The 12,398-nt window shown below is 41.8% G+C and carries 14 protein-coding genes; 12 read left to right on the forward strand and 2 right to left on the reverse strand.

The window, feature by feature from the left end; all coding sequences use genetic code 11:
* Position 1 precedes the first annotated feature (1 nt).
* The 10 genes from GFB48_RS09640 (at position 2) to mgtE (ending at position 7,886) form a co-directional block, all read left to right on the forward strand.
* On the forward strand, positions 2 to 976 hold the full coding sequence (locus tag GFB48_RS09640; protein WP_240464852.1) for a KpsF/GutQ family sugar-phosphate isomerase: 975 nt from the start codon (positions 2 to 4) through the stop codon (positions 974 to 976).
* Positions 977 to 1,525: a 3-deoxy-manno-octulosonate-8-phosphatase KdsC gene (kdsC, locus tag GFB48_RS09645; protein WP_163934542.1), complete on the forward strand. Its 549-nt coding sequence runs from the start codon at positions 977 to 979 to the stop codon at positions 1,523 to 1,525.
* On the forward strand, positions 1,522 to 2,079 hold the full coding sequence (gene lptC / locus GFB48_RS09650) for an LPS export ABC transporter periplasmic protein LptC (RefSeq protein ID WP_163934545.1): 558 nt from the start codon (positions 1,522 to 1,524) through the stop codon (positions 2,077 to 2,079). The genes kdsC and lptC overlap by 4 nt, the downstream gene beginning before the upstream one ends.
* Positions 2,066 to 2,581 carry a lipopolysaccharide transport periplasmic protein LptA gene (lptA, locus tag GFB48_RS09655; protein ID WP_163934547.1) on the forward strand — a complete coding sequence of 172 codons (516 nt, stop codon included), beginning with the start codon at positions 2,066 to 2,068 and terminating at the stop codon, positions 2,579 to 2,581. The genes lptC and lptA overlap by 14 nt, the downstream gene beginning before the upstream one ends.
* Positions 2,582 to 3,316 (forward strand): LPS export ABC transporter ATP-binding protein, encoded by a 735-nt coding sequence (gene lptB / locus GFB48_RS09660; RefSeq protein ID WP_163934550.1) that lies wholly within the window; start codon positions 2,582 to 2,584, stop codon positions 3,314 to 3,316.
* A 74-nt stretch (positions 3,317 to 3,390) separates the two neighbouring features.
* Entirely contained in the window at positions 3,391 to 4,815 is a 1,425-nt protein-coding gene (locus GFB48_RS09665) for an RNA polymerase factor sigma-54 (RefSeq protein WP_163934553.1), read from the forward strand.
* 135 nt (positions 4,816 to 4,950) lie between these two features.
* Complete coding sequence (gene ptsN, locus GFB48_RS09670) at positions 4,951 to 5,394, forward strand: PTS IIA-like nitrogen regulatory protein PtsN (protein ID WP_163934557.1); 444 nt, start codon at positions 4,951 to 4,953, stop codon at positions 5,392 to 5,394.
* Positions 5,391 to 6,236 carry an RNase adapter RapZ gene (gene rapZ / locus GFB48_RS09675; protein WP_163934560.1) on the forward strand — a complete coding sequence of 282 codons (846 nt, stop codon included), beginning with the start codon at positions 5,391 to 5,393 and terminating at the stop codon, positions 6,234 to 6,236. Before ptsN ends, rapZ begins: the two co-directional genes overlap by 4 nt.
* Complete coding sequence (locus GFB48_RS09680) at positions 6,233 to 6,505, forward strand: HPr family phosphocarrier protein (protein WP_163934563.1); 273 nt, start codon at positions 6,233 to 6,235, stop codon at positions 6,503 to 6,505. Before rapZ ends, GFB48_RS09680 begins: the two co-directional genes overlap by 4 nt.
* 19 nt (positions 6,506 to 6,524) lie before the next feature.
* A complete protein-coding gene (gene mgtE / locus GFB48_RS09685; RefSeq protein WP_163934567.1) occupies positions 6,525 to 7,886 on the forward strand; it encodes a magnesium transporter in 1,362 nt (453 codons plus the stop codon).
* Between the two features lie 43 nt (positions 7,887 to 7,929).
* Here mgtE and pmbA read toward each other — a convergent pair whose 3' ends face one another.
* Positions 7,930 to 9,264, reverse strand: a complete 1,335-nt coding sequence (gene pmbA / locus GFB48_RS09690; protein WP_205597712.1) for a metalloprotease PmbA — start codon at positions 9,262 to 9,264, stop codon at positions 7,930 to 7,932.
* Between the two features lie 176 nt (positions 9,265 to 9,440).
* Between pmbA and yjgA the strand changes: the two genes are divergently transcribed.
* Positions 9,441 to 9,962, forward strand: a complete 522-nt coding sequence (gene yjgA / locus GFB48_RS09695) for a ribosome biogenesis factor YjgA (RefSeq protein ID WP_163934572.1) — start codon at positions 9,441 to 9,443, stop codon at positions 9,960 to 9,962.
* A gap of 88 nt (positions 9,963 to 10,050) precedes the next feature.
* Positions 10,051 to 10,839, forward strand: a complete 789-nt coding sequence (gene cysE / locus GFB48_RS09700; RefSeq protein WP_163934575.1) for a serine O-acetyltransferase — start codon at positions 10,051 to 10,053, stop codon at positions 10,837 to 10,839.
* Between the two features lie 84 nt (positions 10,840 to 10,923).
* On the opposite strand, the gene tldD is transcribed toward cysE, so the two are convergent.
* Positions 10,924 to 12,375: a metalloprotease TldD gene (gene tldD / locus GFB48_RS09705; protein WP_163934578.1), complete on the reverse strand. Its 1,452-nt coding sequence runs from the start codon at positions 12,373 to 12,375 to the stop codon at positions 10,924 to 10,926.
* Positions 12,376 to 12,398: the final 23 nt, after the last annotated feature.

The raw sequence follows: 12,398 nt of genomic DNA on the forward strand, positions 1-12,398 counted from the left end.
AGTGAGTAATCAACAATTAAAACAATGGGGACGGACTGTCGTCGATATTGAAAAAGCTGCGTTAGAAAATTTGTATCAATATGTTGATTCAGATGAATTCGCAGCTGCCTGCAACCTTATCTTAAATGGTAAAGGTAAAGTCATCGTTATGGGTATGGGAAAATCGGGACATGTTGGCCATAAAATCGCTGCGACTTTAGCGAGTACTGGCACTTCTGCCTTTTTTGTTCATCCTGGTGAAGCGGCCCATGGCGATCTAGGTATGCTCGATTCTCAAGATATTATCCTAACCATCTCTAATTCAGGTGAAGCCCACGAAATTCTCACATTAATGCCTGTCATTAAACGTTTAGGCTTACCTGTGATCGCTATGACGGGTAACGAGAATTCATCTCTTGCTAAAATGGCTAACGTTCATTTGTGTATTGAGGTTCCAGAAGAAGCTTGTCCCCTAGGCCTTGCTCCAACCTCAAGCACTACCGCTACTTTGGTGATGGGTGATGCTATTGCGGTGGCTTTACTACAAGCCAATGGTTTTACTGCAAAGGACTTCGCGCTTTCACATCCAGGTGGCAGCCTAGGTCGAAAATTACTTATTCGTGTTTTTGACATTATGCATCAAGGCACACAACTGCCTATGGTTAAAACAACCGACCCAATTGCCGATGCTCTGCTTGAAATGTCCAACAAAGGCCTTGGCATGACGACCGTAGTCAATGGCGATGGCTCTTTAGCTGGTGTTTTTACTGATGGTGATCTTAGACGCATGCTTGATGGTGGCTTTAACCTTAAATCGGATAATATTGCCAGTGTGATGACCCCGGACTGCATCACCCTCACCGAGAACATATTGGCAGCCGAAGCTCTCAAGGTGATGGAGCAACATGATATCAATGGCATTATCATGGTTAATCAAAAAAATCAGCCAATTGGTGCATTGAATATGCTTGATATGGTTAAAGCTGGAGTATTATAAATGGCTAGCACTTTCTATGGTGAAATAAATGAACAGGCCTGGGCTGCTGCGAAGAAAATTAAGCTGCTTATCTGTGATGTTGATGGTGTTTTTTCTGATGGTCGAATCTATATGGGTAACAATGGGGAAGAGTTAAAAACCTTCCATACCCGCGATGGCTATGGCGTTAAGGCTCTGCTTTCTACAGGGATTGACGTCGCGATTATTACTGGTCGCAAATCAGAAATTGTCAACAATAGAATGCAAGCACTTGGAATTAAACATATTTACCAAGGTGTGGATGATAAGCTCGTTGCCTATAATGACCTAATGACACAATGTCAGTGCACAGCCGACGAAGTCGCCTATATTGGTGATGATCTGATTGATTGGCCTGTGATGGAAATTTGTGGCTTAGGCGTTGCTGTTCATGATGCGCATCCGCTACTTAAACAAAACGCATTGTATTGCACCCATATCAAAGGGGGTGAAGGGGCCGTTCGCGAACTTTGTGATATCATCCTACTTGCTCAGGGGAATTTTGAGCAAGCCAAAGGTCTGAGTATATGAAACGTATTTTTGCCGTTTGTCTCTTTTGTGGATTATTAGCCTTTACTTTATACTGGCAGGCTCAGCTTAAGCGAGCGAATAGTGACGCAGCAGCTAATACCAGTATTCAGCCCGACTTTATTGCGACGGGGTTAACCAGTGTTACGTTTACGGCAAAAGGGTTTAAAGAAAGCCAATTAAAAGCCGATTATATGGAACACTACCAATCTCTAGATATGACTAACTTTGAGAAACCTTTGGTTTATATTTACCCGAATAATGGCAGTTCCCAATGGACAGCAACCTCTGCCCAAGGAACATTTAATACCGATACTCAAGTGCTATCACTCTCTAATCAAGTTATCATACAAGCCATTGAACCAAATGAACCAATTCAGTCTCTTAGCAGTCAATACTTAGAACTAAATTTAGACACCATGATAATCTCTAGCCAGCGAAAAGTAGATATTTATGGCAGCAACTACCACCTCACTGGTGTTGGTCTATACGGTGATTTAGAAGCAAATTATATTGACCTCAAACAGCAAGTTAATGGTACTTATGAAGCACAATAAACAACTTTTAATCCTATTGATTTGGGCAATTTTCAGCTCAAGTTCGGTGGTGGCGGCGACACAAGACTTTTTACAGCAAGTAAAAATAGCGGCAAGCAAGCAGCGTGGTGATATTAAAAATAATAAGGTTATCTTTTTTGGTCCTGTCACTATCACCCAAGGTTCTATCAAACTCAATGCCGACCAGGTCGAAGCGGTTAACCAGGAACAGAGTAATAACTCAATTTTAATTGCCACTGGTAAACCTGCGACTTACAGCCAAACCATGGAGAATGGCACTATTGCGACAGCCAGTGCTAATTCTATTCGCTATGATCTAGCAGCCAAAACCCTGACCATGTCTGGTGATGCGCAATTGTCACAAGATGAAAGCCAAATTAAGGGTGAGGTTATCACCTACAATATTGAAACCCAAGAAATTCAAGCTGAAGGTAATGGTAACAATGACAGTCAGGTGATCACTATCATCCAACCACAACAGCTTTCCCAAGAGAAACAATAAATGCAGAATCCTTCAGTACTTAAGGTTAATAGTCTAGCCAAAGCATACAAGGGTAGGCAGGTCGTTAAAGATGTCAGCTTAGAAGTCGCTGCCGGTCAAATTATTGGTCTACTTGGTCCTAATGGTGCAGGCAAAACCACCACCTTTTATATGGTAGTGGGACTTGTCAAAAGTGATAAGGGTTCTATTGCTATCGATGGCTTAGATTTAACCCTAGAACCAATGCATATTCGATCTCGACAGGGAATTGGCTACTTACCCCAAGAGGCCAGTATTTTCCGTAAACTGAGTGTCACCGATAACATCATGGCGGTTTTGCAAACTAGAAATAGTTTAAGCCCGCAACAACGCCATGAAGAGCTAGAGCATTTATTAGAAGAGTTTTCTATTACTCATATCCGTGACAGCCTAGGTATGAGCCTTTCGGGTGGTGAACGCCGTCGAGTTGAAATTGCTCGAGCATTGGCTGCTGATCCAAAATTTATTCTGCTTGATGAACCCTTTGCCGGTGTTGATCCAATCTCTGTTGGTGAGATCAAGAATATTATTCAACAACTTAGAGACCGTGGTTTAGGGGTATTGATCACTGACCATAATGTTCGTGAAACCCTTGATGTGTGTGAAAGGGCTTACATTGTTAGTGCCGGTTCGTTAATTGCTCAAGGCAGCGCTGATGAAGTTTTAGCCAATGAACAAGTACGAGCTGTGTACTTAGGTAATCAATTCAAGCTATAGTTAGTTTATATTACCTAGTAAACCCATCAGTCATTCAAGGCTATGACTCATTAATAGGGAAGTTAAGTCGTATCATGAAAGCCTCATTGCAACTCAAACTTAGCCAACAGCTGACAATGACACCTCAGCTGCAACAAGCCATTCGCTTATTGCAGCTCTCGTCATTAGAATTACAGCAGGAAGTTCAAGAAGCCTTAGATGCTAATCCTCTTCTAGAAGCTGAAGAACAACTAGGTGAAACTAAAACAGAAGAAACCTTTGAAGCCAGTGAAGTTGATACTGGCGAAGCGCTTAATTCCGAACAGGTAAAAGATGACCTGCCCCTTGATACCCAATGGGAAGAAAGCTACAGCGCGCAAACTTCAACAAGCGCATCACCGGTTCATTCTTCAGAAGACTATGTATACCAAGGACAAACGGTTGAGAACTTAGAGCAACACTTACTTTGGCAAATGCAACTAACGCCATTTAGTGAGGTTGACAAAGCGATCGCTACCGCCATTATTGATGCCATAGACGAAAATGGCTATTTATGTCAAACCACTGAGGAAATTCTAAGCGCGATAGGTGATGATGACGTTGAACTTGATGAAGTTGTGGCAGTGTTAAAACGCATTCAACATTTTGACCCCATTGGCGTCGCAGCCCGAGACTTATCAGAATGCTTAATATTACAATTAAACCAATTGCCTCCAGATACCCCTGCACTAGAGCACGCTAAAATTCTAATTGAGCATCATCTTGATACTCTGGCCGCTAAGGATTTTCGCGGTCTCGTAAAAAAAACGCGCCTTAAAGAGCATCAGCTTAAACAAGCACTAGAGTTAATTCAGACCCTCAACCCTAGACCAGGTACGAGCTTAAACCTTAGTGATGAGAATTATATTATTCCAGATGTCACGGTGAAAAAGATTAATGGCAGATGGCGTGTCGAACTAAACTCTGATGCCATACCAAAATTGAATATTAATCAACAATATGCAGCATTGGCATCCAGTTCTAATAAGTCTGATAGTCAATTTATCAAGGGCCACTTACAAGAGGCAAAGTGGTTTATTAAGAGCCTCGAAAGCCGCCATGACACTTTAATGAAGGTGTCAAACTGCATTGTGCAATATCAGCAAGGCTTTTTTGAGTATGGTGCTGAAGCAATGAAACCTATGGTTCTAAATGATATTGCGGAGGCTTTAGACCTTCATGAGTCGACGATTTCCCGTGTAACCACCCAAAAATACATGCATACCCCTAAGGGTATTTTTGAACTTAAGTATTTTTTCTCTAGCCATGTTGCTACTGATGATGGTGGTGAATGCTCTTCCACAGCAATCAGAGCCATCATTAAAAAACTGGTTGCGGCCGAAAACCCTAAGAAGCCCCTAAGTGATAATAAAATTACAGAATTACTGGCAGAACAAGGGATTAAAGTTGCGAGAAGAACGATTGCAAAATATCGTGATGTTTTGCAAATACCACCATCAAACCAACGGAAAATGCTCTAAAGTAAATATGATTATTTGCTGGCTTTTTCTGTAGCAGCGGATACAACTTTTAAGGGGTAGCGGTTACTCTTTAAACTGCACATTTGCAGAGAGATCATTTAACATTGCAACAGCTAAAGCAATTTTGTATTTAACATGGAAATATCGAATTTACTTGCCAAAGAGTGCGTTATTTGCACAAACATCAGCAGCAAGAAAAAAGTCTTAGAGCTGATCAGTCGCACTGCAGCTATAAAAACAAGCGATGTCACCGCTCAACAATTTTTTGAAGCCCTAATCAATAGGGAAAGAATGGGCAGCACTGGCATAGGCAATGGGATCGCAATTCCCCATGGTAAACTTGATAACCTCAAAGCACCGATTGCTGTACTTATAAAATGCGACCATGCAATAGAATTTGATGCTATGGATAATAAACCTGTAGACATCCTTTTCGCTCTTTTTGTGCCCACAGAGGATTGCCAAGCACATTTATCAACTCTGTCTCAGGTGGCTCAATTATTTGGTGATAAGAGTATCACCAAAAAGCTGCGTCGAGCACAGGATAATGAACAACTTTATCAGGTAATTAACCCATGAAACTAGTGATAGTCTCAGGCCTTTCAGGTTCTGGAAAATCAATTGTCCAACGTACTTTAGAAGACTTAGATTTCTATTGTGTAGATAATTTACCTATCACTTTAATTAACAGTTTATTGACTGAATTAAAAGGCGGATTCGACAAAATCGCCATTAGTTTAGATGTTCGTAACTTAAACTCTGATATTGATAACTCAATTATCTCTTTTGGTAACTTCCCAAAGGATATTGAAGTAACCAGTATTTTTCTTGATGCCAATAACGACGTCTTGCTTAAACGATACACTGAAAGTCGTCGGATCCACCCCTTAGCTGCCAAAGAAAGTACTCTAGAAGGCGCAATTGAATATGAAAGAGAGCTCTTGCAGCCATTAAAGCAGGAGGCTGACCATATCATAAATACCAGTGAATCTACCATTTACGAGTTAGCTGATAAAATTAATCAACTCATCAATGGTCAAGTTGCAAAAGAACTGATACTAAACTTCACCTCTTTTGGCTTTAAGTATGGTCAACCTAAAGAGGCGGATTTTATGTTTGATGTCCGCTTCCTACCGAACCCTCACTGGGAAGAATCACTGAGGCCATTTACTGGTCGCGATGAACCGGTGCAAAAGTTTCTTATGCAACAACAAGAAGTGAATAAACTGGAGATGCAAATCTACAATTTTATTGATACTTGGTTGCCTTCATTAGAAAAAAACAATCGTAGCTACCTTACTGTGGCTATTGGTTGTACTGGTGGTAAACACCGCAGTGTCTATATGGTAGAAAAACTGGCTAACAGATTTAAAGATTCCATGCATAAAGTGGAAACCCATCATAGGGAATTGAATTTATGAGCCAGTGGGTGCGGGAAATTATGATAACCAATAAACTCGGTATTCATACTCGTCCAGCAACTTTATTAGCCAAGCTAGCAATCCAATTCGATGCTAGAATTACCATACAACAAGGTGAAAAATCTGCGAATGCTGCCAGTGTATTAGGTTTATTGATGCTAGAAAGCTCCATGGGAAAGAATATTACTATCAGCGCCTGCGGTCATGACGCTGAAGCCGCTCTCGATGCAATCTGTCAGCTCATCCAGTCAGGTTTCGATGAAGTTTAATAACATTTGAGGATATATTATGGCTCTAGGTGTATTAGAAGAAGAACAAGCTGACATACGCCTAGCCCAAATTAATCAATCCTTAAGCCGAGGCATGTTCGTTCAAGTAAGAGAACTTTTACAGGAATTCGCCCCAGAAGAAGTTGCTCTGTTACTTGAATCCAGTCCATCGCAAACTCGCCAAATTCTATGGCGCTTGACCCCTGCCAGTCAACAAGGGGAAATCCTCGAAGAGCTTTCTGAAGATTTAAAAGATCAGTTCATTGCAAAAATGAGCACCGAGAGTCTGATCAATGCCACTGCCGGTATGGATACCGATGATCTTGCCTATATCTTAAGAAGCCTTCCCGACAGCGTTTACCAACTTGTACTGCAATCCATGGATTCCCAAGATAGGGCGCGAGTTGAGCAGGCACTTTCTTATCCTGAAGAAAGTGCTGGGGCATTAATGAATACCGATACCGTTGCAATTCGCCCCGATGTCTCTATTGATGTGATTTTGCGCTACCTAAGGCGAAGGGGTGATTTGCCGGATGCAACCGATACCTTATATGTGGTAGATAAAAATGATCGCTTATTAGGTGGGGTTTATATTACCGATCTACTCACCAGTGATCCTAGTTTAAGTATCACCGAGATCATGAATGATCAGCTAGAAGCGATTTCAGCCACTATGGATGAGACTGAAGTCGCGCATCTATTTGAGCGATATGACTGGATTTCTGCCCCTGTAGTTGATTCTGAAGGGAATTTATTAGGACGTATCACCATTGATGATATCGTCGATGTTATTCGTGAGGATGCCGAACATTCGATGATGTCCATGGCCGGTATGGAAGATGAAGCAGATACCTTTGGTCCAGTCCTTCAATCCACCCTTCGCCGCTCATTATGGCTTACAGTAAACTTATTTGCCGCCCTGTTAGCCGCATCGGTAAGCCATACGTTTGAAGCGACTTTAGAGCAATTTGCAACGATTGCGGTATTGATGACAATCGTACCAAGCATGGGGGGCGTCGCTGGAAATCAAACTTTAGCGCTCGTTATTCGTGGTATCGCTCTTGGTCACATTAGCGATGTCAATTCAAAATGGTTAATAGGTAAAGAAGCCGCAATTGGTTTGTTAAACGGGTTAATTTGGGCGAGCTTTGTTTTTATCGTAGTTTGGCTATGGCATGGCGACATTCGCTTCGGCATTCTAATTGGCGCAGCGATGTTATGTAATATGATTATTGCTGGCTTGGCAGGGGCTGCTATTCCATTGTTACTTAAAAGACTTAATATTGATCCTGCGTTAGCTGGAGGAATGGCTTTGACGACCGTGACCGATGTTGCAGGGCTATTTATATTCTTAGGGTTAGCTACTTTAATTTTACTTTGAGCATGAGGCTAAGGGTCACTCCCAGCCTCATGCTTGGCCTGACTTAATTACCCGCTATTTTCATATTTTCAAGTAATATTGAACCTGTCTTTATTGTTGATCTATGATCTATATCGTCACTAATTGCCACCATGTTACGGTACATATCTTTCAAATTAGCCGCAATAGTAAATTCTTCAACTGGATAGAGGATTTCGCCATTCTCGACATAAAAACCGGCGGCTCCTCTGGAGTAGTCACCTGTTACTGAGTTTACTCCTTGCCCCATGACTTCTGTGACCAATATCCCTGTGCCCATTTTTTTAAGCAATGCGGACTTATTAATTTGGCTATTCGCTATTAACCAGTTATAAATCCCACCAGCATGCCCGGTACTCTGTAAGCCTAATTTTCTTGCAGAATAAGCACTGAGTAGATATTGACTTAAAATCCCTGCTTCGATTATTTCCCTATCTTTGGTCGCTACCCCTTCCGAATCAAATGCAGCACTGGCAAGCCCCATTTTTAAGTGTGGTCTTTCTGAAATATTAAACCATTGAGGAAAGATCTGAGTGCCCACAGCATCCATTAAAAAACTGGATTTACGATAAATACTTGTCCCACTGATTGCTGATACTAAATGTCCCAATAAGCCAGTGGCCACATCGGCATCAAAAATCACAGGCAAACTTTGGGTTTTCAATTTACGAGCATTTAAACGACTTTTCACTTTTTGAGCGGCGATTAGACCGATCTGTTCAGGATCTAACAAATCTTCAAATTTACGACTCACGGTATAATCGTAATCTCGCTGCATACCTTGCTGATCTTTGGCAATGGCAACACAACTTAATCCATAACGGGAAGAACTATAGCCCTCTAAGACGCCATGGGTATTACCGTATACTTTGGTACCAGTATGCCCACTGGCATTACCGCCATCTGACATTTCAATACCATGACTAAGCGCTGCTTTTTCCGCCGCTATCGCCATTTTCTCTAATTGAGCTGCATCCAATTGATGGGGATGGAAGAGGTCTAGATCTTCGGCTTGGGCAACCATCAATTCAGCATCAGCCAAACCATTACACTCATCCGCTTGGGTATAGTTAGCAATCTCAATAGCTGCTTTAACACTTTGCTTAATAGCCTCATCACTTAAATCTGCAGTCGATGAGTTTCCTTTACAACCTTGTTTGTAAACACTGATCCCTAAGGCACCATCTTGATTAAACTCTACCGTTTCAATTTCACACATACGGGTAGCAACACTTAAGCCTTGCTGGCGACTAATCGCAACCTCAGCCTGCTCTGCCCCCATCTGCTTGGCATAATCCAAGGCTTTCGTGACGGCTTGCTTTAATTGCTCAAGTTGTACTTTTTGTTGGGAAGTATTCACAAGTATCATTTCCTAATTTTTGATAGCTACAGCATACCAGAAGCTAAAGCCACAGGACAGAATTAACCCCGATGCTATCGACAACGGCTATACCGGCTGTGACCATTGAGCAAAGATCCCAGTAACTGAATTTCCATGTTATTATTAGAAGATTATTATCAGCAGCAAGGTTAATCATGGCTCGCAAAAAAAGAGATCCATTCGAAGCAGAAATCGAATATGAAATTGTTAGTAAAACCGAGATGAAAAGAGATATGGATAAACTCCAAAAGCTCGGAGAAGAACTCGTTATGTTACCAATAGATCAACTCGATAAATTTGAACTTGATGAGACCGTGTTAGACGCCATTACATTGGCTCAAAAACTTAAAGGTAAGCATGAAGCTTTCAGACGCCAATTACAGTTTATCGGTAAAGCTCTGCGGATGCTCAACCCTACGGATATTGAAGCCACTTTAGATAAAATTAATTCTAAACGCAGCCAATCTTCTGCGGAATTTTATGTTCTTGAAAACACAAGAGATACTCTAGTCGCTGAAGGCATATCTGCAATCAATGAACTGATGCAAGAATACCCTCACTTGGACAGGCAAAAACTTCGTAGCTGGGTTCGTACTGCACAAAAAGATGCAGAAAAAGGAATCCCCTCTAAAGCAGGTAAAGAACTGTTTCGCTATCTAAGAGAAGAGCTCGAATAATCTTCATTTTGCAAATTGGCCTATCTCAGTTATTCTGATTACGCTTACTTTATTAACTTTTAATTCCATTAAAGCATAAGGAAACTCCATGACTATTAGCAGCTTTCAAATTTGGCAGTCTCTCCATAAAGAAGCTGGCGAATTGGCAGGTCATGAAGATACTTTGGCCAGCTTTTTCCATACTAGTATCCTTAATCATAATTGTTTGTCATCGGCTCTAAGTTACCTTTTAGCAATTAAACTTGGTAATGACACCATGCCAGCCATTGATCTTCGTGAGCTGTTCAAACAAGCTTATGCTCAACAACCTGAGCTTGTAGAAGCCGCGGCACAAGACATCGTAGCGGTTAGAGACCGTGACCCTGCGATTAGCGATTATTGTTCAGTGTTGTTGTACCTAAAGGGTTACCACGCCATTCAATGTCATCGCATCGCTCACTGCTTATGGAGTAAAAATCGAAAATCTTTAGCAATCTATCTACAAAGTAGAGTATCAGAGCGTTTGGGGGTTGATATTCACCCAGCAGCCAGAATTGGCAAAGGGGTGATGTTTGACCATGCCACCGGCATAGTGATCGGTGAAACCTGTGTCATTGAAGACAATGTCTCTATCATGCAATCGGTCACTCTGGGCGGTACAGGCAATGAAAGCGGCGATCGACACCCTAAAATACGCCAAGGGGTAATGATTGGTGCTGGTGCCAAAGTACTTGGCAACATTGAAGTTGGTACTGGAGCTAAAGTTGGTGCAGGTTCAGTCGTTCTAAAAGATGTCGCCCCTCATACCACGGTTGCAGGTATACCAGCTAAAATCATGGGCTCACCATGCAGTGAAATGCCTGCATTAGATATGAAACAGAATATTTTTGATGATTAAAGTACTGTTTGCGGCTATGAATCGCTGATCAGGTTATTTAGCTTACTGGGCAAATTAAAAGGCGCTTAATGCGCCTTTTGTTAATTATGCGGTGCCACCAACAGTCATACCATCAATCAATAAACTTGGCTGACCAACACCAACAGGAACACTCTGACCGTCTTTACCGCAGACACCAACGCCTTTATCTAAGGCTAAGTCATTTCCTATCATAGCAATCCTAGCCATAGATTCAGGGCCATTACCTATCAAAGTTGCCCCCTTAATAGGCTTAGTGATTTCACCATTCTCAATTAAGTATGCTTCCGAAGCCGAAAACACAAATTTTCCTGAAGTAATATCAACCTGGCCACCACCAAAATTAGCGGCATAAATACCATTTTCAACGGCTTTTATCATATCCTCAGGCTTGTCTTTACCTGCAAGCATATAGGTATTGGTCATTCTTGGCATAGGTAAATGGGCATAAGATTCTCTGCGACCATTACCCGTGGACTCGCCCCCCATTAATCTACCATTGAGTTTATCTTGCATATAACCCTTGAGGATGCCATCTTCAATCAAGGTATTATATCGGCTAGGGGTACCTTCATCATCTATGCTTAAACTGCCTCTACGGCCCTCTAAAGTGCCATCATCAACAACAGTAACCCCTTTTGCCGCAACTTTTTCACCTATACGGCCACTAAATGCAGAACTTCCTTTACGATTGAAGTCACCTTCTAAACCATGACCAACCGCTTCATGCAATAGCACCCCCGGCCAACCATTGCCTAATACGACAGGTAATTCCCCCGCTGGTGCTTCTACCGCATCTAAATTGATTTGCGCTTGACGGACAGCTTCTCTAGCATATTCAAATACTTCCAAATCACCATTATTATCAGTTACAAACAATGGTTCATAACCATAACGCCCGCCCATGCCGCTGCCACCACGCTCACGCTGACCATTTTGCTCTAAGACGACTGAACAATTTAAACGCACCAAAGGTCTAATATCAGCGGCTAAAGTCGAGTCACTGGCAGCGACTAATATCCTTTCATAAACAGCAGAAAGGCTAACAACAACTTGAACGATGCGCTCATCCAATGTCCTTATATAGCGATCGATTTGCTGTAAAAGTTGTATTTTTTTGGTTTGGCTATAGGCATTGATAGGATCCGCACCATCATATAGCACTTTGGCTGATACCTGAGTTAATGTTTGCGGCTTACTGCAATTCCCTGCATGCTCAATCCCTCTCGCCGCTAATACCGCTTGTTGTAAGGTAGCCTCACTAATTTCATCCGCGTATGAGAATCCTGTTTTTTCTCCAGCTATAGCTCTAACACCTACGCCTCTCTCAATATGAAAACTGCCTTCCTTGATAATGCCATCTTCTAGTACCCAGCTTTCATTGCGACTATCTTGGAAGTAAAGATCAGCAAAATCGATTTGATGATGGTGAGCTAACTCAAGCATATTTTGTATTTTATCGAAGTCTAAATTGCCTGGTAATAGCAACTCATTGGCAACATTTTCAATAATAGTCATCTAAATTCCTATGAGCTGAATTT

Origin of the sequence: Paraferrimonas sp. SM1919 (assembly GCF_010993985.1) — a bacterium.
GTDB lineage: Bacteria > Pseudomonadota > Gammaproteobacteria > Enterobacterales > Shewanellaceae > SM1919.

Coding starts and splice junctions, on each gene's coding strand:
- kdsC (WP_163934542.1), top strand. CDS start 977: ATGGCTAGCACTTTCTATGGTGAAATAAATGAACAGGCCTGGGCTGCT.
- lptC (WP_163934545.1), top strand. CDS start 1,522: ATGAAACGTATTTTTGCCGTTTGTCTCTTTTGTGGATTATTAGCCTTT.
- lptA (WP_163934547.1), top strand. CDS start 2,066: ATGAAGCACAATAAACAACTTTTAATCCTATTGATTTGGGCAATTTTC.
- lptB (WP_163934550.1), top strand. CDS start 2,582: ATGCAGAATCCTTCAGTACTTAAGGTTAATAGTCTAGCCAAAGCATAC.
- GFB48_RS09665 (WP_163934553.1), top strand. CDS start 3,391: ATGAAAGCCTCATTGCAACTCAAACTTAGCCAACAGCTGACAATGACA.
- ptsN (WP_163934557.1), top strand. CDS start 4,951: ATGGAAATATCGAATTTACTTGCCAAAGAGTGCGTTATTTGCACAAAC.
- rapZ (WP_163934560.1), top strand. CDS start 5,391: ATGAAACTAGTGATAGTCTCAGGCCTTTCAGGTTCTGGAAAATCAATT.
- GFB48_RS09680 (WP_163934563.1), top strand. CDS start 6,233: ATGAGCCAGTGGGTGCGGGAAATTATGATAACCAATAAACTCGGTATT.
- mgtE (WP_163934567.1), top strand. CDS start 6,525: ATGGCTCTAGGTGTATTAGAAGAAGAACAAGCTGACATACGCCTAGCC.
- yjgA (WP_163934572.1), top strand. CDS start 9,441: ATGGCTCGCAAAAAAAGAGATCCATTCGAAGCAGAAATCGAATATGAA.
- cysE (WP_163934575.1), top strand. CDS start 10,051: ATGACTATTAGCAGCTTTCAAATTTGGCAGTCTCTCCATAAAGAAGCT.
- tldD (WP_163934578.1), bottom strand. CDS start 12,375: ATGACTATTATTGAAAATGTTGCCAATGAGTTGCTATTACCAGGCAAT.